Here is a 24,324-nt window from a genome sequence, read left to right as displayed (position 1 = left end):
TCGTGATTCTTTCACGCCTGCGGTCCCGGCCCGGCCGGTGGCCGGATGCCGGACGACGGCTGCGCCGGACCGGTCAGGCGGCCTCGGCGGCGAGCACGCCCTGCAGCGCGGCGTCCATCGCGGCCTCCGGGCCCGGGCGGCCCGTCATGAGCCGCACCTGCTCGACCGCCTGGTGCAGCAGCATGCGTTCCCCTCCGACGACGGTGCCGCCGAGCCCCTCGTACGCCCGGGACAGGGCCGTCGGGCGCGGGTCGTACACGACGTCGAGCAGCACCCCGCGGGCCTGCGCACCCCGGGCACGCAGGGCCTCGGCGACCGGGTCCGCGGCGTAGGCGGGCATCGTCGACACGACGACGTCGGCGCCGGTCACCATCGCGGGCGTGGCGGCGAGGTCCAGCACCTCGAACCGGGGCGTGACCCCCATGCGGGCGGCAGCCTCCTGAAGGGCCGTGGTGCGGGCGAGGCTGCGCACGAGCACCAGCGGGCTGGTGCAGCCGAGCTCGCCGAGCGCGGCCAGGGTCGAGGCCGCCGTCGCTCCCCCGCCGAGCACGACGGCGTCGGCCACCGGGACGTCCCGGCTGCCGTGCCGCGCGGCGAAGCCCTCCCGGACCGCCGTGACCAGGCCGTAGACGTCCGTGTTGGTGCCCGTCAGCGTCACCCCGCACTGCGCGGTGCCGACCAGGACCGTGTTGACGGCACCGACGGCACGTGCCAGCGGGTCCACGTGGTCCACGAGGTCCATGACCAGCTGCTTGAGCGGCATCGTGATGCTGAGACCTGCCCAGCCGAGGTCGAGGCCGCGCACGAACGCCGGCAGGCCCTCACCGGTGGCGTCGATCGCCGTGTACCGCCAGCCGTCCAGGCCCAGAGCCTCGTAGGCGGCCGTGTGCAGGACAGGCGACAGCGAGTGCGCGACCGGGTGCCCGAGCACCGCCGCGCGACGGGGAGCGGACATCAGGAGCCGTTCTCCTCCATCCAGGCGCGGAGCTCGTTCCGGTACTCCTCGTGCTGCGCGTTGGTCTCCGAGAACTTCGTCTCGCCCGTGTCCAGGTTCACAGCGACCCAGAAGATCCAGTCGCCGTCGGCAGGATTCATCACGGCCTCGATCGACGACGCTCCCGGGTTCGAGATCGGGCCCGGGGGCAGCCCGACGTGCTCGTACAGGTTGTACGGGTTCTCGGGGTCGCTGAGGTCCGCCTGGGTCAGCTCCGTGCCCGGCTTGCCCAGCCCGTAGGCCACCGCGGCGTCGATCTGGAGGATCATGTCGCGATCCAGCCGGTTCTCGATCGCACGCGCCATCTTGGGGCGATCCGGGGCGAACTTCGCCTCCCGCTCGATGAGCGAGGCCTTGATGATCGTGTCCTCCCAGTCGTCCTTGGCGACCCCGAGCGACTCGAGCTCGGTCTTGGTCTGACCGACCATCGTGGACAGCAGGTCGGCCACCGAGTCGCCGGGCTGGACGGAGTAGGTCTTCGGGAACAGCCAGCCCTCGGGGTTGCCGTCCGCCACCTTGGGCAGGCCGATGGCCTGCGGGTCGTCGAGCGCGGCGTCGATCTCCTCGCGCGAGAACTCGGTCACCGAGGCGATCCGGTCGGCGATCTGCTCGACGGTGTAGCCCTCGGGGATGGTGACGTTCGTCTGGATCTTCTCGTTCGCGACGAGCTGCTGGACGGCGTCGGCCGCGCTCATCTGCGTGAGGAGCTCGTAGGTGCCCGGCTGGATGCCGGAGGCCCCGGGCGTGGCCTCGAAGGCCTCGTTGAAGGCGGCGACGCTCGCGACGACGTCGGCGTCCGCCAGCACGTCGCCCATCACCGCGCCGGTCGCCCCCTCGGGGATCTCGACCTGCACGGGGTCGACGCCCGGCCCCGCGTAGTCCTCCGCCTGCGCCGACCACGGCCACTCGAACCCGGCCAGCGAGCTCCCGACCCGGTCGAGCACGAGGTATCCCCCGACGCCGAGGAGCCCGAGGAGCAGGACGAGGATGAACGCCGTACGCTGCTGCCGACGACGCTTGCGCTTGCGGGCGGCACGCTTGCTCGCCGCAGACCGACCCCGCGACGGCGGCGGGGCCTGTCGCTGGATCGTGGAGGGCTCGAAGAGGTCCGTCACGCCTGGGTGTCCTTCGGGTCGTCGGTGGTCGGCCGGGTCAGTGCGTCTCGACGAGCTCGCCGGCCCGGTGGCCCGAGGCCCGCTCCACGTCGAGTGCGTGTTGCAGAATGATAACGGCTGCGGCCTGGTCGATGACAGACCTGTGCTGGGATGTCCGCTTTCCGGCGGCGCGAAGGTTCGCGTGGGCCGACACGGTCGTCATCCGCTCGTCCACGAGGTGCACCGGCACGGGCGCCACCACGCGCGCCAGCCGGCCCGCGAACTCGCGGGCGTCGGCGGTCGCCGCACCCTCGCTGCCCGACAGGTGCCGCGGCAGGCCCACGTACACGGCGGCGGCGAAGCGGTCGGTCACCTCGGCGGCGATCCGTGCGACGTCAGCGGTCACGGACGGCGCGCCGTCGGCGCCGCGCGGCACGTCCAGCACGCGCGGCACCGTCTCCACGGGCGTGGCGACGAGCCCGTCGGGGTCGGAGCCGGCCAGCCCGATGCGGGCCTTGCCGACGTCGACCCCGATCCGGGCCCCACGCGCCAGGTCAGGCACCCGCGGCCGCCTCGACCTGTGCCGTCACACCCTCGAGCGCTGCCGGGACGGCCGCGACGTCGGTGCCGCCGCCCTGGGCGAGGTCCGGCTTGCCGCCGCCACCGCCGCCGAGCGTGGTCGCGGCGGCCTTGACGAAGTCGCCTGCCCGCAGGCCCGCGTCCCGGGCCGCGGCGTTCGTCGCCACGACGATCAGCGGGCGCCCGTTCGCCGCGCCCGCGACCGCGACGACGGCCGGGTCGGACTCGCCGAGACGGCCGCGCACGTCGAGCACGAGGGTGCGCAGGTCGTCGGCGGAGGCGACCTCGCCGGCGTCGTGCGCGACGACACGGACGGCACCGACCCTCGGCGCGTCCGCGACGAGCGACGACGCGGCGGCCAGCAGTCGGGCCTGACGGAGCGACGCCAGCTCCTTCTCGGTCTCCTTCACGCGGGACAGCAGCGAGCCGACACGGTCCGCGAGCTCGTCCGCACGGACGTTGAGCAGGCCGGTGAGCTGGCCGACCAGGGCGTGCTCCTTGGCGTGGAAGCCGTAGGCCCCGTCGCCGACGAGCGCGTCGACGCGACGCACGCCCGAGCCGATGGACGACTCGCCGAGCAGCGCGACGCGGCCCAGCTCGCCGGTGGCTCGCACGTGCGTGCCGCCGCAGAGCTCGCGCGACCAGTCACCGCCGATGGACACGACGCGCACGTTCTCGCCGTACTTCTCGCCGAACAGCGCCATGGCGCCGAGCTCGCGGGCCTTGGCGATGTTCATCGTCGCGTCGGTGACCTCGAGGTTCTCCGTCAGGCGGGTGTTGACGCGCTCCTCGATCTCGCTCAGCGCCGACGCGGGCACCGCCGCCGGGGAGCGGAAGTCGAACCGGATGCGGCTGGGGGCGTTCTCCGACCCGGCCTGGGTGCGGTCGTCACCGACGAGCTCGTGCAGCGCCTTGTGGATCATGTGCGTCGCCGAGTGCGCACGGCTGATCGCCACTCGACGGCTCGTGTCGATCGCGGCCGTGCCCGGGTCGCCGACGGCGACCGTGCCGTCGGTGAGGCGACCACGGTGGACGGTCAGGCCGGCGATCGGCCGCTGCACGTCGTCCACCTCGATGGTGGCGCCGCCGTCGAGCACGATCGTGCCCTGGTCGGCGAGCTGACCGCCCGCCTCCGCGTAGAACGGGGTGCGGTCCAGCACGACCTCGACGTCCGCCGGGGCGGAGACGGCCGGGGTCGGGGTGCCGTCGACGAGCAGGCCCACGACGTTCACCGCGGCCTGGGTGTCGGTGTACCCGAGGAACTCGACGGGCGTCGTCAGATCCTTGTGCAGGTGCTCGTACGCGCGCAGGTCGGCGTGGCCCGTCTTCTTGGCCAGCGCGTCCGCACGGGCGCGGCGCTTCTGCTCCGCCATGAGGTCGCGGAACGCCTTCTCGTCGACCTGGACGCCCTGCTCGGCCGCCATCTCGAGGGTGAGGTCGATGGGGAACCCGTAGGTGTCGTGGAGCTGGAACGCCTCGGCGCCGCCGAGCACCGGGGTGCCGCCGTCGGCGGAGGACTTGACCCGCTGCACGGCGGTGTCGAGGATCGTCGTGCCGGCGGTGAGGGTCCGGCGGAACGCCTCCTCCTCGCCGTACGCGACCTGGCTGATGGTGTCGAAGCTCGCCTCGAGCTCCGGGTAGGACGCCTTCATCGCGTCCTTCGAGACCGGGAGCAGGAGGGGCAGGGCCTCGTCCTCAACGCCGAGCAGGCGCACCGCGCGCACCGCGCGGCGGATGAGCCGGCGCAGCACGTAGCCGCGGCCCTCGTTCGCCGGGCGCACGCCGTCGCCGATCACCATGAGGGCCGAGCGCACGTGGTCCGCGATGACGCGCATGCGCACGTCGTCCTCCGGGTCGGCGCCGTAGCGGCGGCCCGTGAGGTCCTCGACGGTCGAGATGACGGGGTAGACCTCGTCGATCTCGTAGAGGTTCTCCTTGCCCTGCAGCAGGTAGGCGATCCGCTCCAGGCCGGCCCCGGTGTCGATGGCCTTCTGGTCGAGCTCGCCCAGCAGGGGGTAGTTCTTGCCCTGGCCCTCGCCGCGCACGAACTGGTCGAAGACGAGGTTCCAGATCTCCAGGTAGCGGTCACCGCCCGGGTCGACGTCTCCGCCCTCGGCCTCCGGACCGTAGGCGGGACCGCGGTCGTAGTGCCACTCCGCGCAGGGGCCCGCCGGGCCCGGCTGGCCGGTGTCCCAGAAATTCTCCTCGCGCGGCAGGCGCACGATGTGCTTCGGGTCGAGGCCGATCGTCTTCGTCAGCGCCTCGTACGCCTCGTGGTCCTCGTTCCAGAGGGTGACCCACAGCCGGTCGCCGTCCAGGCCGTAGCCACCCTCGTCCTGGGAGCTGGTGAGCAGATCCCAGGCGAAGTCGATGGCACCGGCCTTGAAGTAGTCGCCGAACGAGAAGTTGCCGTTCATCTGGAAGAACGTGCCGTGGCGCGTCGTGCGGCCCACGTTCTCGATGTCGTTCGTGCGGATGCACTTCTGCACGCTCGCCACGCGCGGCCACGGGGCCGGCTCGGTCCCGAGGATGTACGGGATGAAGGGCACCATGCCGGCGATCGTGAACAGGATCGACGGGTCCGGGGAGACCAGGGAGACGCTCGGGACCACGTGGTGGTCCTTCGAGGCGAAGTAGTCGAGCCAACGCTGGCGGATGTCGGCGGTGCGCATGATGTCCTTCGGGAGAGGTGAGAGGGATCCTGGAACCATTGTCGCGCGTCGGCGCGGATGGTCCGGACCGGGGTCAGAACGAGTAGCCGAGCTCGTCCTCGTCGGCGCGGGTGGCGGCCTCCGGGTCGACGGGCGGTTGGCCGGCGGCGTGGCGCGGGTGCACGTCACGGGCGGCGCGCACGTCGTCGGGGTGGGTCTGGCCCTCGGCCAGCAGCGCGGCGACCAGCTCGGCCTCGCGCGCGTCCCGCGCGGTGGCGAACTCCCGGCGGAACGTCGCCAGGAACGTGCCCGACCGGCGCGACACGTCGCGGCCCAGGTCCTCCGCGCGGTCGACGACGGCCTGCGGGGCGTACCGCGCCACCATCTGGCGGCCCTTGACGACCACCACGACCGTGACCGTCACGCCGACGCCGACCCAGAACAGGCGGCGGATCACCGCGCGTCCTTCGACGACGAGCGCCAGGCCCGGGCGAAGCCCTCGCGGACGCCGTAGGAGAAGGACGCGACCTTGACCAGCGGGCGCCCCAGCGTCGAGGCGTACAGGCCCGCGAGCGCGGACACGTTCTCGCTGACCTGCGCGGCGGACGTCGTGATGGTGTCGACCTTGACGAGCTGCTCGTTCGTCGAGGCGACGGTGGTGGCTGCCTCGTCGAGGATCGGCACGGAGTGCTCGGTGAGCTCCCGGATGGACCGGGAGGTCTCGTCGAGGGCGCGTCCCAGCTTGATGAGAGGGACGGCCAGGAAGCCGACGAGCAGGACGAACGCGAAGGCGGCCACCAGGCCGGCCACGTCGCCAACGGACATTGAGATCTCCTCGCCTCGGGTGCGTCGCCACCCTATCCAACGACGGACGCCCCGTCCCCGGAGCGGGGACGGGGCGTCGTGCCTGCTGTGCGCGGTGGCGCGATCAGCGGGCGTAGAACTCGACGACCAGCTGGACGTCGCAGGTCACGGGGACCTCGGCGCGCTTCGGCGCACGGGTCAGCGTGGCCGAGAGCTTCTCCAGCGAGACGTCCAGGTAGCCCGGGAGCTCCGGCAGGACGTCGCGGTGCGCGCCGGCGGCGGCGACCTGGAACGGCGTGGTGGTCTGCGACTTCGGCTTGACCTGGATGGTCTGGCCCGGCTTCACGCGGAAGGACGGACGGTCGACGATCTTGCCGTCCACCAGGATGTGACGGTGGGTCACGTGCTGGCGGGCCTGCAGGATGGTGCGACCGAAGCCGGCGCGCAGCACGAGCGCGTCGAGGCGGGTCTCGAGGTCCTCGACCATGACCTCACCGGTCAGGCCCGGGTGCTTGCGGGCGTTCTCGTAGACCTTGAGCAGCTGCTTCTCGCGCAGCATGTACTGGGCGCGCAGACGCTGCTTCTCGCGGAGGCGGACGGCGTAGTCCGACTCGGTGCGCTTGCGGGCGCGGCCGTGCTCACCCGGGGGGTACGGGCGCTTCTCGAAGTGGCGCACGGCCTTCGGGGTCAGGGGGATGCCGAGCTTGCGGCTGAGGCGCACCTGGCGGCGCGACTTGGTGACAGCGGTCATGCGTGTCTTCCTGTCCTGTCGTGATGGTGGAGGTCACACCCGAGTCGATCCGAGGAAGGTCGGGTGCGGGACCAGCCGACGGAACCTGGTCCGACAGGTGCCGGACGGGGTTCGCAGGGCCGAGGTCCCAGGCGGTCGCCACGAGGGCAACCTGAACATCTTAGCAGCCTGCCGGGGTGGTTCCTCGAGCCGTGACGGAGGTCTCGCCCACCCGGTCAGCGGTCGAGAATCTCGCGGATGCGCTCGAGCCGGTCGGCGACCTGGCGCTCGTACCCGCGGTCGCTCGGCTCGTAGTAGCGGCGCCCCACGAGCTCGTCCGGGAGGTACTGCTGGGCCGCGACGCCGTGCGGCTCGTCGTGGGAGTACACGTAGCCCTTGCCGTGGCCGAGCTGCTTGGCGCCCGGGTAGTGGGCGTCGCGCAGGTGCCCCGGCACGGTGCCGATGCGCCCCGCGGCGACGTCCTCGAGGGCGGCGCCGATCCCGGCGTAGGCGCGGTTCGACTTGGGGGCGGTGGCGAGGTGCACGACCGCCTCGGCGAGCACGATGCGCCCTTCCGGCATGCCGATGAGCTGGACGGCCTGCGCGGCGGCGACGGCGGTCTGCAGCGCCGACGGGTCGGCCATGCCGACGTCCTCCGCCGCGGAGATGACCAGGCGCCGGGCGATGAACCGGGGGTCCTCCCCCGCGGCGACCATGCGGGCGAGGTAGTGCAGCGCCGCGTCGACGTCGGAGCCGCGGATCGACTTGATGAACGCGGAGACGACGTCGTAGTGCTGGTCGCCGTCGCGGTCGTAGCGGACGGCAGCGACGTCGACGGCACGCTCGACGGTGGCGAGGTCCACGGTGGCGGGGCCGGGGTCGGTGGACTCGCGCGCGTCGCCGAGCGCCGCCCCGGCGGCGGCCTCCAGCACGGTGAGCGCCTTGCGGGCGTCTCCCCCGGCCATCCGCACGAGCTGGTCGAGCGCGTCGTCGTCGAGGGCGACGGACCCGGCCAGGCCGCGTTCGTCCGCCACGGCGCGCTCCACGAGGGTGCGCACGTCCTCGCCGGTCAGCGGGCGCAGGGTGAGCAGCAGCGACCGGGACAGCAGCGGGGAGTTGACGGAGAACGACGGGTTCTCCGTGGTGGCGGCCACCAGGGTCACCCAGCGGTTCTCGACGCTGGGCAGCAGGGCGTCCTGCTGGGTCTTGGAGAACCGGTGCACCTCGTCGATGAACAGCACCGTCTCCTCGCCGCCGGTGGCCAGGCGGCGCCGGGCGTCCTCGACGACCTGGCGGACGTCCTTGACGCCCGCGGTGACCGCGGACAGCTCGACGAACCGGCGGCCGGCGCTGGTGGCCACGAGGTAGGCGAGCGTCGTCTTGCCGACGCCGGGCGGGCCCCACAGGATCACCGAGCCCGGCGCGGCGCGGCGGGCGGCGTCGTCGGCGGGCTCGACGAGGCGACGCAGCGGGGAGCCCGGCACCAGCAGGTGGCCCTGCCCGGTGACCTCGTCCAGGGTGCGGGGTCGCATCCGCACGGCCAGCGGTGCGCCGGCCCCGGCCCGCGTCGTGACCGGCGTGCCGTGCGTGCCGGTGGTCGCGGTGTCGAACAGGTCCATGCGGCGAGCCTAGTTCGCGCGTCCGACGCGGGCGCCGCCCGGCCCCGGCGGGAGGAGCCGACGGCCCGTCGGCTGCTACCGTTCCCGTCGCAGCACCGCCTGCCCGCCAGGCCAAACCCACCCTCCCCGCTCGGAATGACAGGAGCACCCTGCATGACCATCGACGCCTGGATCACGCTCGCCGTGATCGTGGCCGTGCTGGCCGTCCTCGTGCGGGGCCGGGTGTCACCGGCCGTCACGGTGTTCGGCGGCGCCGTCGTCGTCATGGTCACCGGCGTCGTCACGCCCGAGGAGGCGTTCTCCGGGTTCTCCAACTCCGCGCCCATCACCGTCGCGGCGCTCTACGTGCTGGCGGCGGGGATCGAGAAGACAGGCGCGCTGTCCGCCGTGACGCAGAACACGATGGGCGACAAGGGCACGTACCGCCTCCCGCTGCTGCGCACGCTCGCGCCGACGATGGGCGCGTCGGCGTTCCTCAACAACACCCCCATCGTCGCGATGCTCGTGCCCGAGGTGACGACCTGGGCACGCCGGCGCGGCCTGTCGGTGTCGAAGTTCCTCATCCCGGTCTCCTACGCGGCCATCCTCGGTGGGCTGCTCACGGTCATCGGCACGTCCACGAACCTCGTCGTCTCGGGGCAGATGACGGCGCTCGGCCTGCCGGAGATGGGCTTCTTCGAGATCGGCAAGCTGGGCCTGCCCATCGCTCTGGTCGGCCTGGTCCTGATGGTGCTGCTCGCGCCGGTGCTGCTGCCCGGGCGCCGCTCGGTGCGCACCGAGATCGAGGAGGAGGGCCGGCGGTTCTCCGTCGAGATGATCGTCGAGCCGGGCGGGCCGGTCGACGGTCGGACCGTCGAGGAGGCGAAGCTGCGCGACCTGTCGGGCCTGTTCCTCGTGTCCGTCGACCGCGGCGACACCGTCATCGCCCCCGTCCGCCCGGAGACGGTGCTGCGCGGCGGCAACCGCCTGCACTTCGTCGGCCCGATCGAGAAGGTCGTGGACCTGCAGGAGACACGCGGCCTGCGCTCGGCGGAGATGCACCACGTCATGGACCTGGGCCAGTCCTCGGTCCGCTACTTCGAGGCCGTCGTCGGTTCTCGCTCCCCCTTGATCGGCAGCACCCTCAAGGACGTGGGCTTCCGGGCCATGTACCAGGCCGCCGTGCTCGGCATCCACCGGTCCGGCCGCCTCGTCGAGGGCACCCTCGGCACCGAGCGGATCCGGCTGGGCGACACGCTGATCCTGGTCAGCGACCCCGACTTCAAGGCCCGCTGGCGCGACCGCGCCGACTTCCTGCTGGTCGCCGAGCTCGACGGCAAGGCCCCCACCGCCGCCCCGCGCGCCTGGCTGCCGGTCGCGCTGCTCCTCGGCGTCGTCGTCCTCGCGGCCACCGGGCTCGTGCCCATCCTCAGCGGTTCCCTGGTCGCGGCGATCGCCCTCGTCGCGACCAAGGTGCTCACGCCGCTCGAGGCGCGCCGCGCCATCGACGTCGAGGTCATCGTGGTCATCGCGTCGGCCTTCGGGCTGGCCGCGGCGATGCAGGCGTCGGGGCTGGCCGAGCTGATGGCCGGCGGGCTGGTGGACGCCTTCGGCGGGTTCGGCGTCTACGGCGTGCTGCTCGGGCTCGTGCTGGCCACCGTGCTGCTCACCGAGCTCATCACCAACAACGCGGCCGCGCTGCTCATGCTGCCGGTCGCCGTCACCACCGCGGGCGCCGCCGGGCTGGACCCGCGCGGAGCGGCCATCGCCGTCGCCGTCGCCGCGTCCGCGTCGTTCCTCTCCCCCATCGGCTACCAGACGAACATGATGGTGTACGGCCCGGGCGGCTACCGGTTCACCGACTACGCCCGCTTCGGCTGGGTCTTCACGCTCGTCGCGGTGGTCGCCACGGTGGTCCTGGTCCCCGTGCTCTGGCCGAGCCCCGCCTGACGTCCGCGCTGGCGGGCGCCGTCCGCCCGGGCGTACGGTCGGGGTCGTGAGCAGCGCCGGGCACCTGAGCCCCGCCGACGACGTGCTGGTCGTCGGCGCCGGACCCACCGGTCTGTTCCTCGCGGGCGACCTCGCGACGGCGGGGTTGCGGGTGACCGTGCTGGAGAAGCGTCCGGGCACGCAGAGCAACCTCACCCGCGCGTTCGCGGTGCACGCCCGCACCCTGGAGCTGCTGGACGCGCGCGGCCTGTCCGACGACCTGCTCCGCACCGGGACCCGGGTCGGCGCCGTGCGGGTGTTCGCCGGGGCCGAGGTCCCGCTGGCCGACCTGCCCGGCCGGTTCCCGTTCGTGCTCGTCACGCCCCAGTACGAGGTGGAGCGGCTGCTGCGACGGCGGGCGCTCGACGCCGGGGTGCGGTTCCGCCACGACCACCGCGTCACCAGCATGCTGCAGGACGCCGACGGCGTGACCCTGGACGTCGCGACCCCGGACGGCGCGGACCGGCGGCGGGCCCCGTGGGCGGTCGGGACGGACGGCGTCCGGTCGACCGTGCGGCAGGCGCTGGGGGTGCCGTTCCCGGGCCGCACGGTGATCCGCGCGATGATCCTCGCCGACGTCCGGCTCTCCCGCCGTCCGCCCGACGTCCTGACCGTCGCGTCCCGCGACGGCGACCTCGGGTTCCTCGCCCCGTTCGGCGACGGCTGGTACCGGTTCATCGGGTGGCGCGGGGAGCGCGACCTGGACGAGCCGGTGACGCTGGACGAGGTCCGCGAGGTGGCCCGCGGGACCCTCGGCGACGACCTCGGGATGTGCGAGCTGCGGTACGGCGGCCGGTTCGCCGCCGACGAGCGTCAGGCACCCACCTACCGCGTCGGTCGGGTGCTGCTCGCGGGGGACGCCGCGCACGCGCACAGCCCGGCCGGCGGGATGGGTATGAACACCGGCCTCCAGGACGCCGCGAACCTGTCGTGGCGCCTGGTGGGTGCGCTGCGCGGCGGCGACGACGCCGTGCTCGACGAGTACTCCACGGAGCGTCACCGCGTGGGTGCGGGGGTCGTGCGCGCGTCCGGTGGCATCCTGCGGCTCGCCGTCGCCCGGGGGCGCCGGGGGCGGCTCGCACGGTCGGCCGCGGGCACGGTCCTGGCGCACGGCGCTCCCGCACGACGCCGCGCGGCGCTCATGGTGTCCGGGATCGGCATCCGCTACCCCGCTCCGTCGGGCGGCCATCGGTGGGTCGGACGCCGGGTCCCCGACCTGCCGCTCGTGGTCGGGCCGGCGGGGGCACGGCTGGCCGAGGCGCTGCGCGCCGGCCGGTTCGTCCTGGTGCTGCCCCGTCCGGACGCGGTCGGTGACCCGGCTGCCGACCCACCCGCGGCCGTCGCCGGCGAGACCGACGTCGGGCACCGCATCGTCGTGCACCGTGCGGACGACCGCCGCAGCGCGCTGCTCGTGCGCCCGGACGGCTACCTGGCGTGGACGGACGCTCCGTCCCCCCGCTGAGCCCGGCGAACGTCAGCGGATCGCTCGCCGGCTCTCGAACGACTGGACGAACGTGAGGCCGAGCCGTTGGTCGACCCGGCGCGGGGACAGGCTCGCCCCGGCGACCGTGCGGTCACCGGGGCGAGCCGTGCGGCGTCGAGGGCCGTCAGGCCTCCGTGTCCGCGACGGCGGCCTCGTCGGACGACTTCTTGTCCGCGACGGCGTCGACGCCGGCCTCCTTGCGCTGCTCCGGGGTGATCGGGGCGGGCGCGTCGGTGAGCGGGTCGTAGCCGCCACCGGACTTGGGGAACGCGATGACGTCGCGGATGGACGGCGACTTCGTCAGCAGGGCGACGATGCGGTCCCAGCCGAACGCGATGCCGCCGTGCGGCGGGGCGCCGAACTTGAACGCGTCGAGCAGGAAGCCGAACTTCTCCTGCGCCTCGGCCGGCCCGATGCCCATGACGTCGAAGACGCGCTCCTGGACGTCCCGGCGGTGGATACGGATCGAGCCGCCACCGATCTCGTTGCCGTTGCAGACGATGTCGTAGGCGTAGGCCAGCGCGTTGCCCGGGTCCGACTCGAACGTGTCGACCCACTCCGGCTTGGGCGAGGTGAACGCGTGGTGCACGGCGGTCCAGGCGGAGTTGCCGAGCGCCACGTCACCCTCGTCGGCAGCGTCTCCGGTCGGCTTGAACAGCGGAGCGTCGACGACCCACACGAACGCCCACGCGTCGTCGTCGACCTGCCCGGTGCGGTGCGCGATCTCGACGCGCGCCGCACCCAGCAGGGCGCGGGAGTCCGACGTCTTGCCGGCGGCGAAGAACACCGCGTCGCCCGGCTGCGCACCGGTGGCGGCGGCGAGGCCCTCGCGCTCGTCGTCGGACAGGTTCTTCGCGACCGGCCCGCCCAGCGTGCCGTCGGCGGCGAACGTCACGTAGGCCAGGCCCCGGGCGCCGCGCTGCTTGGCCCACTCCTGCCACGCGTCGAACTGCCGGCGCGGCTGGTCGGCGCCGCCGGGCATGACCACGGCGCCCACGTACTCGGCCTGGAACACGCGGAACGGCGTCTCGGCGAAGTAGTCGGTCAGCTCGACCAGGGGGTTGCCGAAGCGCAGGTCCGGCTTGTCCGAGCCGTACAGGCGCATCGCCTCCGCGAACGTCATGCGCGCGATCGGGGTGGGGATCTCGACGTCGACCAGCTTCCACAGCGCGACGAGGATCTGCTCGGCCAGGGCGATGACGTCGTCCTGGTCGACGAAGCTCATCTCGACGTCGAGCTGGGTGAACTCGGGCTGCCGGTCGGCGCGGAAGTCCTCGTCGCGGTAGCAGCGGGCGATCTGGTAGTAGCGCTCCAGGCCGCCCACCATGAGGAGCTGCTTGAACAGCTGCGGGCTCTGCGGCAGCGCGTACCAGGACCCGGGGGCGAGACGCGCCGGGACGAGGAAGTCGCGGGCGCCCTCCGGGGTGGAGCGGGTCAGCGTCGGGGTCTCGACCTCGACGAAGTCGTGCTGCCCGAGCACCTCGCGCGCGGCCGCGTTGACCTTCGAGCGCAGTCGCAGCGCGTTGGACGTCACCGGGCGGCGGATGTCGAGGTAGCGGTGCGCGAGGCGCGCCTCCTCGCCGACGACCTCGGTCTCGGCGAGCGCGGTGGAGACCTGGAACGGCAGGGGTGCGGACTCGTTGAGCACGACGACGTCGCTCGCGATGAGCTCGATCTCGCCGGTGGCGAGGTTCGCGTTCGCGTTGCCCTCGGGGCGTGCCGACACCGTGCCGGTGACCTGCAGGACGAACTCGGCGCGCAGCGGGTGCGCCACCGACTCGTCGCGGATGACGACCTGGGCGATGCCCGAGGCGTCACGCAGGTCGATGAAGGCCACTCCCCCGTGATCCCGGCGGCGATCGACCCACCCGGTGAGGGTGACGGTCTGGCCGATGTGCTCGGCCCGCAGTGAGCCGGCCGTGTGGGTGCGGAGCACGGAGGGGTCCTTTCGTGACGGAAGGTGGGGCGGCCGCCGATCGGTGACGGTCCGCGGCAGGGGTCGCGCGTGCGACGGGACGAGTTTAGTCGCTGGCCGTGGGCATGCGTCCCGCGGACGGGGTGGGCCTGCTCTCGTCCGGGTGCCCTAGGGTTGCCGGCGTGACGCAGCGACCCGCCGACCGGCTCGGGCTCGACGACCTCATGGGGTTCGTCCGTGCGCACGGCGACGGCGTCCTGACGACCCTGGGCCCGCAGGGCGAGCCCCAGGCCGCGTACCTCTCGCTGGCGACGACCGACCGGGGCGAGCTCGTGCTGGACGCGCGGGCCACGTCCCGGACCGTGACGAACGTGCGCCGGGACGCCCGGGCAGCGGTGGTCGTCGGCGGTCCCGACGGCGTGACGCTCCAGGCCGAGGGGCTCGCGGAGGTGGTGCACGGCGCCGAACGGGGACGCTGCGCGGACGCGTACCGCACGGCGTTCCCGCAGTTCGCGGGCTCGCTGCTCGACCCGGCGATCGCCGTGGTCCGGGTGCGGCTCACCTGGGCCCGGCTCGGGGACTACCGGACCGCGGCGCCCGTCGTCCGGGAGGCGCGACTCCCCTGGTGAGCGGTGGGGCACCGGTCTGCGCCCCGCGGCGCTCCGTGGGCCCGGTCTCCCTCCGGCTCGGCGTTCCGCCCGGACGGCGTCGTCCGACCCGTGGGACGGGGAGCCCTCCCCATGGCGCCGGGGGGCCCGCGTCGATAATCTCCCAGGTCGGAGGTGGTAGGTCGTGGTGGACCTCAAGATGGACCTCGACGCGGTCCGGACCCTGGGCGAACGTCTGGGCGTCGTCGCGGACGAGTTCGAGAACGCCGGTGTGCGCTCCGACCGGATCGCCGACGCCGTCGGGCACGAGGGCCTGGCCGGGGTGGTGCGGGACTTCACCTCCTCCTGGGACGACACCCGGACGAAGATGACCCAGAACCTGCGCCTCCTGGCGGACTCCTCGACCCAGGTCGCCCAGGCGTTCACCGACGTCGACGCCGATCTCGCCCGTGGCATCCAGGGCGACGGCTCCACGGCACCGGCTGCGGCGGCCGGTCCGGGCGGTGCGGTGTGAGGCCCGCCGACTGGTCCCCCGTCGGGCTGGACGTCGACCCCACCCCCGGCGACCCCGTCCTCGTCCTGGCCGGGGGGCGCGACTACCAGGACGTCGCCGGGGCGATCGACGACGCCGCGACCGCCCTGGGTCGCCTCGACGTCGCCGGGACCGTCTCCCACGCGTTGGACGCCCTGATGGAGACCAAGGACGACACGATCGCCCAGATCCGCCGCGCCCACGCCCGCTACCAAGCCGCCGGGGACGCGCTGGTCGACTACGCCCGCGACCTCGAACGCGTGCAGGCCGAGACCCTGACCGCTCTGGAACAGGCCCGCCAGGCCGCCGACGTCGCCGCCGCGTCGCACCGCACGGCCGACCACTGGCAAGACCTCGCCGGCGCCGCCACCGACCCCGTCGAACGCGCCGACCACACCCGCCAGGCCCGCGCCGCCGCCGCCGACGCCGCCGCCGCCGCCGGGCAGGTCGCCGGAGCCCGCACCTGCATCGAGACCGCCGTGAGCGACCGGGACCGCGCCGCCCGTACCGCCGCCGACCGCATCGAGGACATCACCGGCACCGACGACCTCAACGACGGCTGGTGGGACGACTGGGGCGCCAAGGTCGTGGCCGCCATCGCCGACGTCGCCGACATGGTCTCCACCATCGCCGGGGTCCTGGCGATCGTGGTCGCGTTCATCCCCATCGTCGGCACCGCCCTTGCCGGGGTGCTGCTCGTCGTGGCCGCCGTCGCCGCGATCGTGTCCATGGTCGCGAACATCACCCTGGCCGCCACCGGGGAACGCTCCTGGACCGAGGCCGGCATCGCCATCGCCGGGGCCGCGCTGTCCGTCATCGGGCTCGGCGGAGCCGCCAAGGCCGCCACCGGCCTGTCCAAGGCCGCCCTCAAGCAAGGCGTCTCCCAGGGCGCGAAGCAGGCCTGGTGCAAGGTCGGGTTCGGCACCTGCTTCACCGCCGGCACCCTCATCCGCACCCCCCACGGCGACCGCCCCATCGAGACCCTCCGCGCGGGCGACAAGGTCTGGGCCCACGACCAGACCACCGGCCACGACGCCCTGCACCTCGTCACCCAGACCTTCGCCCGCACCACCTCGACGCTCTACCACCTCACCATCGACGGCCACCCGGTCACCACCACCGACGAACACCCCTTCATGGTCGCGAACATGGGCTGGATCCTCGCCCGCGACCTGCAACCCGGCGACATCCTCACCACCCCGCAAGGAACGGTCACCCTCGACCGCATCGACGTCGAGCACACCGACCACCCGACAGCCGTCCACAACATCCACGTCGAGAACCACCACACCTACTACGTCCTCGCCGGCCACCACCCCGTCCTCGTCCACAACGCCGGCGGCCACGGGCTGGGAGGTGCTGCCGGCACGAGCCGGGCGGAAGCGACCGAGCTCGTCTCGAAGAAGGCTGACCGCTACTTCGACACCCAGCCAGAGGCCCGCGCAGCTGCGCTCGACGCCCACGGCGTCACCGACCATGCCCTGGTGGAGACTCGCACCATGTACGGTCGGAACCCGAATCTCAATGGTCCTCGCAGCGAGCCGTGGGAGGAGCTCGACGCCATCGCGGACGACGGGAGCCTGGTCACGGTGCACCACCATGCCAACGGCCACTACTTCGCCGACAACAACACCTACGCCCTGCCTCACTACCACGGCCCTGCGGGCGAACACCTCTTCTACGGAAGCGAGCGAGTGTGGTGACCATCGTTCCTGGCTCCGCGGTCTGGGAGTCCTCCGGTCTCGACGTCGAGCTCCAGGACAGTCCGGCGCTCCTGCTCCCGACCGAGGACGAGACGCTCCTGCTGAACGTTCTCGCGAGGTCCTGGGCAGGCTTCTCCTGGTACGGGCTGGGCACCTGGTTCGGACGCGGCGACACGAACTCCGTCCGAGGGTTCGCCGAGCGGTTCCCCGAGCTCGCGCGCGAGCAGGTCGCCCAGGCGACCGGCACCACGCCCCGCGGGCTGGCGGTCCGCTCGGAGTGGGTGGCGCTCGATCCGACGGCGGAGGGCCTCGTCGACTTCTACGGCGGTGTGCGTAGCTCGGCCGGGAAGGGTTCCGCGCTGGCCCTCCTGCCTCCCGAGGCATCTGTCCGCGCCTGGTACGCGGCGTCGACCGCACTCGTCAACAGAGCGCTCCTCGCCGTCGAGGCACCTGGCGACGTCGACATCGCCCCTGCGCAAAGAGCTGCCGTCGCGTCCTACCTCGGACTTGCGACGCGCGCCGGGACCGCCGCCGTCGTGCCCTTGAGGGTGCACCCGTCCGCAGGCTGCCTCGTGGTCGGGGATCGCGCACTGCTGGCCCGGCTCGCCGCGCTGCTGCCGGTCACGGCGCCGGTCTCCGGCGACGTCGACTGGCAGACGATCGTCGACCAGGCGAGCGGCCCAGCGCTCTAGAGCGCGAAGGGCCGCGTGCCAAGACCTCGCCGAGACTGCGGCACCGGCGAGAAGATCTGACTCATCCGATCCCATTCGAGGGCAGGACCGGTGAACGAACTCCTCTCGACCACGCATCGTGCTGGCTGCACGGTGTCCGGTTGCCCGCTTCCTGGTGAGGCCGGCCGATGACGTCTCCAGAGTCCCGGACGGCCGTCGTGCAGCACCTGCGCAGCGGTGGAACCGTGGTCGTGCCGCACCTGGAACGCGAGGACGGCACCCCGCAGGTGCGGGTGTTCGACGCCGCACCCGGGTCCGCGAAGCCGTACGAGCTGCACCTGTTCACCTCACCGCAGGCCCTCGAGGCGCATCTCGGTGACGACCCCGGTCGCGCGTACAGCCTGCGCCGGCGGGACTCGCTGGCGCCGTTCCTGCGTCGGCACGGCGCGGTCCTGGCGCGCGTGGTGGTCGACCCGGCGGGACCCGACCCGATGGAGCTCGACGTCGCCGACGTGCTCGCCGCGCTCGAGGTCGCCGACGACTCGACCGACCCGACCCGGCTCCGCGACGACTCCGGGGCCGGCATCAGCATCGAGGGCCTGCACGCGATGGCGAGCGTCGACTCCCCCGGCGGGTCGCGCGGCATCGGCATCGAGCTGAACCTGCCCGACCACTGGACCCTGGTCGAGCTCACCGACCCGGTGGTGCGCGACCAGCAGATCCGCGCCCTGGTCACCCGGCAGGGCGCCTCCCTCGGCGACCGTGGCGCGGGCCTGCGCCGGGACCTGCGTGAACGCCTCACCGTGGTCGCCGAGCAGGCCGCCGCGGCAGGCGGGCAGGTCATGGCCTACCTGACGCTGCCCGGCAAGGACGCCGCCCTCGCGCTCCACCTCACCCTCTACTGGCACGACCTGGGCCCGCAGACCGGCGACCGGACCCACCTGGACCGCATCGACGACCGGCTGCGCCCACGCCTCGGCCCCGACGACGCCCTGACCCGCACGCTGACGCTGTCCGGCCCGTTCCTGCGCCACGTCCGCACCGGGCGCGGCGGCGCCGAGGCCGGCGGCGCCGAGGCCGGCGGCGCGGACCTCCCGATGCTCCTCGTGGACTACTGGGCCGCCGCGCCGGGCGGGCAGGCCGTCGCCCGGCTCGCGTTCTCCACCCCGCACACCGAGATCCGCGACGCGATCCTCGGACTCACCGACCGTGTCCTGTTCGCCACCGAGTGGCTGATGAGCGCACCGGATCCGGAGGCCGAGAGCGTCGCTGACGACGTACCGTGAGACTCATGGCACGACGTATCGCGACGAACACCCGGGTCGACCACGACGCCCTCCTGGAGTTCCTGCGCTCCCGGCGCCACGGCATCCTCGTCACCACGCGCGGTGACGGCTCCCCGCAGCTCAGCCCGGTGACGTACGGCGTCGACGGCGCGGGCCGCGTCGTCGTCTCCACCTACCCGGACCGGGCGAAGGCCGTGAACCTGCGCCGCCGTCCGGCGGCGTCCCTGCTGGCGCTCGGCGAGGACTTCAACGACGCCTGGGTACAGGTCGACGGCACCGCCGAGGTCCTCGACGTCCCCGACTCGGTCGAGCCTCTGGTGGAGTACTACCGGGTGGCGGCCGGGCAGGAGCACCCCGACTGGGACGAGTACCGCCAGGCCATGGTCGACCAGGGCAAGTCGCTGGTCCGCCTGACGATCGAGCGGTGGGGTCCGGTCGCGACCGGCGGCTTCCCGGCGCGGCTCGCCGACTCCTGACCGCCGACGGGCGAAGATCAGCCGAAGGGCCGGCACGGCGCCGTCCCGGCGATGGAGGTGGACGATGGCGATCACCCTGTGCGTGCTGCTCTGGGCGGCCGAGGGCGAGGGCGAGACGCTCGGCGCGTACGAGTCGGACGTGCTGACGCTGGTGCCGGCGCACGGCGGGCGCGTCCTGCAGCGTGTCACCAACGTGGCGCACACCGACGACGCGGCCCACGGCGGCGTGCAGCCCACCGAGGTGCAGATCATCGAGATGCCCGACGAGGACGCACTGGCCGCGTACATCGCCGACCCCGCCCGGGCGGGACGTCTCGACGTCCGCGAACGGGCGGTCGCCCGCACGGAGATCCTGCGGGTGCGGCCCGTCGACTGAGGCATGCCCGTGAGGCTGGTCACAGCCCCGCACCGGTGCGGTGTTCCTCGGTAGCCTCCGAGGTATGAGCCCGCTGCCCGAGCCCTGGTGGCCGGTGGTCGTGCTGGCCGTGATCACCGCTGGTGACGCCGTGCTCTGCATCGGCCCGGTCCGGTTCGTCGCGGAGTGCTTCCGGGACGTCGGCTTCCCGGAGCGCTGGTGGTGGGTGGCGAAGTGGGTCAAGGCCGCCGCGGCCGCCGGACTGGTCGCGGGACTGTGGGTCCCCTACCTCGGCGGGGTGACGTCCGCCGCGCTGTTGCTCTACTTCGTCGTCGCGCTGAGCTTCCACGTGCGGGCACGGGACTTCGGGCGGAACTTCTTCGTCAACGCCACGGGCATGCTCGTGCTGTGCGTGCTCGTCCTGTGGTTCTCGTTCCTGCGCTGACCGGACAGCACAGGCCGCTCAGAAGAGGACCTGCCCGGCTTCGTCGGGCCGGGTGCTCCGACGGGGAGCACCGGCCACCACTCCCCCGGCCGGCTCGACGATCGACCCGGCCGGGTAGTCGCCGTCGTCGTGGGGACGCAGGTCGTCGGCGTAGCGCCCCGTCGCACCGGACCGGACGCGGTGCCCCGAGCCGCCGAATCCGCGCTCCTCGAGCAGCGGCTGCACCCGCTCCCAGAGCCAGTCCCGGTACCCGGTCAGCGGGTACGCGCCCCGTGCGAAGACCCGCCCGTACCCGTCGACCAGGTGCGGGTGGTCGCGGGCGAGCCACCGCAGGTACCACTCCCGGGTCCCTGGCTTGAGGTTGAGCGGTACCACGGTGACACCTGTCGCCCCGGCGTCGGCGATCTCGTCGAGGAGGCGGCGGAGGTGGTCGCGCGAGTCCGTGAGCCACGGCAGCACGGGGGCGACCATGACGCCGCACGGCAGCCCCGCCTCCCGGACGGCGCGCACCAGCGCCAGGCGCGCCCGCGGCGTCGGCGTGCCCGGTTCGACCGCCTGCTGGAGCTCCTCGTCGGCGAAGGCCAGCGACACCCCGAGGCCGATCTCGACCCGTCGGGCCGCCTCCACCAGCAGCGGCAGGTCCCGGCGCAGCAGCGTCCCCTTGGTGAGGATCGAGAACGGTGTGCCCGAATCCGCGAGCGCCTCGATGATGCCCGGCATGAGCCGGTACCGTCCCTCGGCCCGCTGGTAGGGGTCGGTGTTGGTGCCGAGCGCCACCGGATCCCGCCGCCAGGACGGGCGGGCGAGCTCCGCGCGCAGCACCTGGTCGACGTTCGTCTTGACCACGACCTGGTTGTCGAAGTCGGCCCCGGCGTCCAGGTCGAGGTACTGGTGCGTCGGGCGCGCGAAACAGTTGTGGGCGATCACCCCGTTCGCGACGAAGTCGCCGGTGCCGGTGGTGATGTCCACCATCTCCTCGGTCCGCCGTAGGTCTTCGATCGATTCGATGCCCAGGTTCGTCGCTGACTTCACCGCGGTCCCGACGACCGCGAGCTTTCGGGTGATGGCCGGTCGTGCGAGCCGGAAGAACCGCTGTCGCACGGGGAGTCCCCCGGTGACCCTGACAGTGGCGACGCCGTTCCCCCTCGGCGGCTCGGCGAGGTACCCACGTCGGTAGTCGGGCCCGTCGGTGTCGAAGGCAATCTCAGGGAGCCCGCTCGACCCGAATCCCATCAGCGAGTCGTTCATGGTCAGATAGGCGCGCTGGGAAGAACCCCGGGGCGCGGGTCGGACGTGCTTCCAGCCACGCCCTGCGACGAGGAACCGATGGTCGTCGCTGGCGACGATCTCCGTACCGTCCTGCAGCCTCACCCGGTGCGCCGGCTTCCGTGTACGCCACGTTGCTTCGACGGTCGTCGCGACGTAGCGGCGGTATCGGCCGACGACTCGTGTGCCGACGATCTCGTCACCGACGACGAGCTCGCCGATGGGCTTCTGGCGCCCGTCGGCCATCAGCACCAGGGTGCCGGCCGAGACGCAGTAGGCGCAGGCATGGCTGCATCCGCGGTAGGGGTTGACCGTCCAGCGGAACGGCATGCGCGACGCCTCGGGCACCTTGGACAACGCACTCTTGGCGTGCACCTCGTGGAACGTGACCCCGGCGAAGTCCGGGGTGGTGACGCTGCGGACGAGCCCGAGGCGGGCGAGGCCCGCGCGCTCGAGGCCGGGCAGGGCGCCGTCGTCGGCGCTGAGCGTCTGCCCGTCCCATCTCATGCCGCTATTCGAACACCTGTTCTATCGACTGTCAACGCGGCGGTTGCCGACCCGGACGCCGCTCCTCCGCCGGTCCGCGACGTCGCGTACTGCTTGAGATCTCCCTCGAACAGCACGGTGCCGGGGACGTCCCGCAGGGTCTGCGGGCGGACCTCCCACCGCGGGACGCCGAGGTCGCACAGGCCGGCGTGCCGCAGGACGTGGTAGACGAACTCGGAGCAGAAGTACCGGTTGCCGTCCTCGGTGCCGCGACCGACCAGCCCGCGCAGGAGGCCGGGCGTGTTGTAGGAGTACGTGTGGCCGTCGAGCAGGAACCGGCCGACCTCGATCCCGACGGCCTCACGCTGTGCGGGGGTGGCGGGCACCTCCAGGACCAGGCCCGGCAGGGCGTCCATGGACCGGTACACCTCGTCGTCGAGCCGTTCCCGCTTGAAGCAGCCCGCGAACGGGTTGCGCGCCCGTCGGCGGCCGAAGCTGAACATGAGGTCCAGGTCCGCGTCGAGGGCGAGCGCCGCGTGGGTGTACTCGTCGCCCGTCGCGATCCGGATCGTCCGGGACAGGACGGTGCTGCTGCGGGACAGGACGACGTAGACGCTCATGGCCCTGACCGTAGCGGTTCGACGACGCCGTCGGTGCAGGTCACCGTGAAGATCAGGGGCATCTTCAGGGTGGCCACCGGTGCGGGACGGGGGGTTCCCCGATCCTGCGGCCCGGAAGCGGGGCGGCAGAGCACCGCTGAGTCCCGGACGCGCGAGCGGTCCATCCTGCGAAGGACCGGCCACCAGCGCCGGTCAGGACGAAGGAGACCATCGTGGTGACCGTGCAGCAGGCGTTCAGCAGCTTCAGCGTCGACGACCTCGACGCGGCGGAGGCGTTCTACCGGGACACGCTCGGCCTGGAGGCGCGTCGCACGTCCATGGGGCTGGAGCTCGACGTCACGGGCGGCTCGCCCGTGTTCGTCTACCCGAAGGGCACGGCCCACTCCCCCGCCACCCACACGGTGCTCAACCTCGTCGTCGCCGACGCCGGGGACGCGGCACGCGAGCTCGCGGGGCGAGGCGTCGCGCTGGTGCGCTACCCCGGCACCCCGCACGACGCCGACGGGGTCGTGCACAGCGACGACCCCGCCCAGGGACCCACCATCGGCTGGTTCCAGGACCCGGCGGGCAACACCGTCGCCCTGATCGAGGCGTGACGGTCCCCGCGAACCCTCCGTCAGGCCGTGCTCAGGGTGCGACGGCGGGCACGACGCGCGGCCACAGGTCGTCAGCGGACGGCAACCACGTGGCGGCGTCGGCGTCGACCTGCTCGCCGGAACGGATGTCCTTGACCTGGTCGGGTCCTGCCGTCCCGTCCTCGGCCGGCGTGCCGAGGAACCAGACGAACGGGATGCCGCGGCGGTCGGCGTAGCGGATCTGCTTGCCGAACTTCGCGGCCGTCGGCGCGACGTCGGCGGGGACGCCCCGCGCACGCAGGGCGGCGGCCACGGCGTCGGAGCGGTCGCGCGACTCCTCGTCGAGGACCGCCACGAGGACTGCCGTCGGCACGGCGCGCGTCGCCGTGACCAGTCCGGCGGACAGCAGCCGCGAGACGAGGCGGGAGACGCCGATGGACAGCCCCACGCCCGGGTAGGTGTTCTTCCCGTCCGAGGCGAGGGTGTCGTAGCGGCCGCCGGAGCAGATGGAGCCGAGCTGCTCGTGACCCACCAGGACGGTCTCGTAGACCGACCCCGTGTAGTAGTCCAGGCCGCGGGCGATCTTGAGGTCCGCGACGACGACACCCGGCGCGCGGCGGGCCGCCGCCTCGACCAGCGCGCCGAGCTCTCCCAGGCCCGTCTCCAGCAGCTCGGTGCCGGCGTCGTACGAGGCCGCGAGCGCCCGCACGCGGTCGATGACGCCGGTGTCGGAGCCGGAGATCGCCGCGAGCTCGAGGCAGGCGCGCGCCTGCTCGGGCGTGGCGCCCTGCTCGGCCACGAGGAGCGCGGCCACGGCGTCGGCGCCGATCTTGTCGAGCTTGTCGACCTGGCGCAGCACCCCCTCGACGTCGTCGAGACCGAGACCGCGGTAGAAGCCCTCGGCGACCTTGCGGTTGTTGACGAGGATGCGGACCTCGGGGACGCCGATCTCCCGCAGCGCACCGAGCGCCTCGGCCATGACGAGCGGCAGCTCGACCTCGAAGTGGTACGGCAGCTCGCCCGCGCCGACGACGTCGATGTCGGCCTGGGCGAACTCGCGGAACCGGCCGTCCTGGGGGCGCTCGCCGCGCCACACCTTCTGGATCTGGTAGCGCTTGAACGGGAAGGCGAGGCGGCCGGCGTTCTCCAGCACGTAGCGCGCGAAGGGCACGGTGAGGTCGAAGTGCAGGCCGAGCTGCTTCTCGCCCCGGTCGGCGGCGGGGTCGCCCCCGGCGGCCGGCTCCTCCTGGAGGCGGCGCAGCACGTAGACCTCCTTGGAGGTCTCGCCCTTGCGCAGGAGCTGGTCCAGCGGCTCGACGGCGCGGGTCTCGATGCCCGCGAACCCGTGGAGCTCGAAGGTGCGGCGCAGCACGTCGAGGACGTGCTGCTCGACGACGCGCCCGTCGGGCAGCCATTCGGGGAATCCGGAGAGTGGGGTCACGCGAGCCATGGGTGAGATCTTCG

Annotated in this window: 23 protein-coding genes; 11 read left to right on the top strand and 12 right to left on the bottom strand. The window is 73.0% G+C overall.

Annotated elements, in window-relative coordinates:
• Positions 1-73: 73 nt before the first annotated feature.
• The 8 genes from I598_RS02870 to I598_RS02835 all read right to left on the bottom strand — a co-directional run bounded on the left by I598_RS02870 (position 74) and on the right by I598_RS02835 (position 8,471).
• Positions 74-955 carry a shikimate dehydrogenase gene (locus tag I598_RS02870; RefSeq protein WP_068201109.1) on the bottom strand — a complete coding sequence of 294 codons (882 nt, stop codon included), beginning with the start codon at positions 953-955 and terminating at the stop codon, positions 74-76.
• A complete protein-coding gene (mltG, locus tag I598_RS02865) occupies positions 955-2,109 on the bottom strand; it encodes an endolytic transglycosylase MltG (protein WP_068201107.1) in 1,155 nt (384 codons plus the stop codon). Before mltG ends, I598_RS02870 begins: the two co-directional genes overlap by 1 nt.
• A 37-nt stretch (positions 2,110-2,146) precedes the next feature.
• Positions 2,147-2,650 (bottom strand): Holliday junction resolvase RuvX, encoded by a 504-nt coding sequence (gene ruvX, locus I598_RS02860; RefSeq protein ID WP_068201105.1) that lies wholly within the window; start codon positions 2,648-2,650, stop codon positions 2,147-2,149.
• Positions 2,643-5,339, bottom strand: coding sequence for an alanine--tRNA ligase (gene alaS / locus I598_RS02855; RefSeq protein WP_068201103.1), 2,697 nt, complete (start codon positions 5,337-5,339; stop codon positions 2,643-2,645). Before alaS ends, ruvX begins: the two co-directional genes overlap by 8 nt.
• 73 nt (positions 5,340-5,412) lie before the next feature.
• Complete coding sequence (locus tag I598_RS02850) at positions 5,413-5,775, bottom strand: hypothetical protein (protein WP_083972799.1); 363 nt, start codon at positions 5,773-5,775, stop codon at positions 5,413-5,415.
• The gene (locus I598_RS02845; protein WP_068201102.1) at positions 5,772-6,143 is read right to left on the bottom strand and encodes a DUF948 domain-containing protein; all 372 of its coding nucleotides are present in this window, start codon (positions 6,141-6,143) and stop codon (positions 5,772-5,774) included. The genes I598_RS02850 and I598_RS02845 overlap by 4 nt, the downstream gene beginning before the upstream one ends.
• 103 nt (positions 6,144-6,246) lie before the next feature.
• Positions 6,247-6,873: a 30S ribosomal protein S4 gene (gene rpsD, locus I598_RS02840; RefSeq protein WP_068201099.1), complete on the bottom strand. Its 627-nt coding sequence runs from the start codon at positions 6,871-6,873 to the stop codon at positions 6,247-6,249.
• A gap of 215 nt (positions 6,874-7,088) precedes the next feature.
• Positions 7,089-8,471: a replication-associated recombination protein A gene (locus I598_RS02835; RefSeq protein ID WP_068201096.1), complete on the bottom strand. Its 1,383-nt coding sequence runs from the start codon at positions 8,469-8,471 to the stop codon at positions 7,089-7,091.
• Positions 8,472-8,624: 153 nt separating this feature from the next.
• Between I598_RS02835 and I598_RS02830 the strand changes: the two genes are divergently transcribed.
• Positions 8,625-10,400 carry an SLC13 family permease gene (locus I598_RS02830; RefSeq protein WP_068201094.1) on the top strand — a complete coding sequence of 592 codons (1,776 nt, stop codon included), beginning with the start codon at positions 8,625-8,627 and terminating at the stop codon, positions 10,398-10,400.
• A gap of 46 nt (positions 10,401-10,446) precedes the next feature.
• Positions 10,447-11,901: an FAD-dependent oxidoreductase gene (locus I598_RS02825; protein WP_068201092.1), complete on the top strand. Its 1,455-nt coding sequence runs from the start codon at positions 10,447-10,449 to the stop codon at positions 11,899-11,901.
• A gap of 145 nt (positions 11,902-12,046) precedes the next feature.
• Here I598_RS02825 and aspS read toward each other — a convergent pair whose 3' ends face one another.
• Positions 12,047-13,858 carry an aspartate--tRNA ligase gene (aspS, locus tag I598_RS02820; RefSeq protein ID WP_068201089.1) on the bottom strand — a complete coding sequence of 604 codons (1,812 nt, stop codon included), beginning with the start codon at positions 13,856-13,858 and terminating at the stop codon, positions 12,047-12,049.
• A 161-nt stretch (positions 13,859-14,019) separates the two neighbouring features.
• On the opposite strand from aspS, the gene I598_RS02815 reads away from it, so the two are divergent.
• The 8 genes from I598_RS02815 (at position 14,020) to I598_RS02780 (ending at position 19,913) form a co-directional block, all read left to right on the top strand.
• Complete coding sequence (locus tag I598_RS02815) at positions 14,020-14,466, top strand: pyridoxamine 5'-phosphate oxidase family protein (RefSeq protein WP_198155739.1); 447 nt, start codon at positions 14,020-14,022, stop codon at positions 14,464-14,466.
• A 163-nt stretch (positions 14,467-14,629) separates the two neighbouring features.
• Entirely contained in the window at positions 14,630-14,959 is a 330-nt protein-coding gene (locus I598_RS02810; RefSeq protein WP_083972794.1) for a hypothetical protein, read from the top strand.
• The gene (locus I598_RS02805; protein WP_068201087.1) at positions 14,956-16,680 is read left to right on the top strand and encodes a polymorphic toxin-type HINT domain-containing protein; all 1,725 of its coding nucleotides are present in this window, start codon (positions 14,956-14,958) and stop codon (positions 16,678-16,680) included. Before I598_RS02810 ends, I598_RS02805 begins: the two co-directional genes overlap by 4 nt.
• Positions 16,677-17,372 (top strand): hypothetical protein, encoded by a 696-nt coding sequence (locus I598_RS02800; RefSeq protein WP_157557146.1) that lies wholly within the window; start codon positions 16,677-16,679, stop codon positions 17,370-17,372. Before I598_RS02805 ends, I598_RS02800 begins: the two co-directional genes overlap by 4 nt.
• A 167-nt stretch (positions 17,373-17,539) precedes the next feature.
• On the top strand, positions 17,540-18,637 hold the full coding sequence (locus tag I598_RS02795) for a hypothetical protein (protein WP_157557145.1): 1,098 nt from the start codon (positions 17,540-17,542) through the stop codon (positions 18,635-18,637).
• A gap of 5 nt (positions 18,638-18,642) precedes the next feature.
• Entirely contained in the window at positions 18,643-19,113 is a 471-nt protein-coding gene (locus tag I598_RS02790) for a PPOX class F420-dependent oxidoreductase (protein WP_068201081.1), read from the top strand.
• A gap of 64 nt (positions 19,114-19,177) precedes the next feature.
• Entirely contained in the window at positions 19,178-19,489 is a 312-nt protein-coding gene (locus tag I598_RS02785; protein ID WP_068201079.1) for a DUF1330 domain-containing protein, read from the top strand.
• Between the two features lie 64 nt (positions 19,490-19,553).
• On the top strand, positions 19,554-19,913 hold the full coding sequence (locus I598_RS02780; RefSeq protein ID WP_068201077.1) for a DoxX family protein: 360 nt from the start codon (positions 19,554-19,556) through the stop codon (positions 19,911-19,913).
• 18 nt (positions 19,914-19,931) lie between these two features.
• On the opposite strand, the gene I598_RS02775 is transcribed toward I598_RS02780, so the two are convergent.
• Together I598_RS02775 and I598_RS02770 are read right to left on the bottom strand one after the other, a co-directional pair.
• Entirely contained in the window at positions 19,932-21,686 is a 1,755-nt protein-coding gene (locus I598_RS02775; RefSeq protein ID WP_068201075.1) for an Rv2578c family radical SAM protein, read from the bottom strand.
• Positions 21,683-22,285 carry a hypothetical protein gene (locus tag I598_RS02770; protein WP_068201073.1) on the bottom strand — a complete coding sequence of 201 codons (603 nt, stop codon included), beginning with the start codon at positions 22,283-22,285 and terminating at the stop codon, positions 21,683-21,685. Before I598_RS02770 ends, I598_RS02775 begins: the two co-directional genes overlap by 4 nt.
• A 212-nt stretch (positions 22,286-22,497) precedes the next feature.
• Between I598_RS02770 and I598_RS02765 the strand changes: the two genes are divergently transcribed.
• Positions 22,498-22,881: a VOC family protein gene (locus I598_RS02765; RefSeq protein ID WP_068201071.1), complete on the top strand. Its 384-nt coding sequence runs from the start codon at positions 22,498-22,500 to the stop codon at positions 22,879-22,881.
• Positions 22,882-22,912: 31 nt separating this feature from the next.
• Here the strand turns inward: I598_RS02765 and hisS are convergent, their stop codons facing one another.
• A complete protein-coding gene (gene hisS / locus I598_RS02760; RefSeq protein ID WP_068201068.1) occupies positions 22,913-24,310 on the bottom strand; it encodes a histidine--tRNA ligase in 1,398 nt (465 codons plus the stop codon).
• Positions 24,311-24,324: the final 14 nt, after the last annotated feature.

Source organism: Isoptericola dokdonensis DS-3 (genome assembly GCF_001636295.1).
GTDB classification, from domain to species: Bacteria; Actinomycetota; Actinomycetes; order Actinomycetales; family Cellulomonadaceae; genus Isoptericola; species Isoptericola dokdonensis.
Note: the sequence above shows the minus strand (reverse complement) of the source record. Positions and strands in the feature narration are given on the sequence as shown.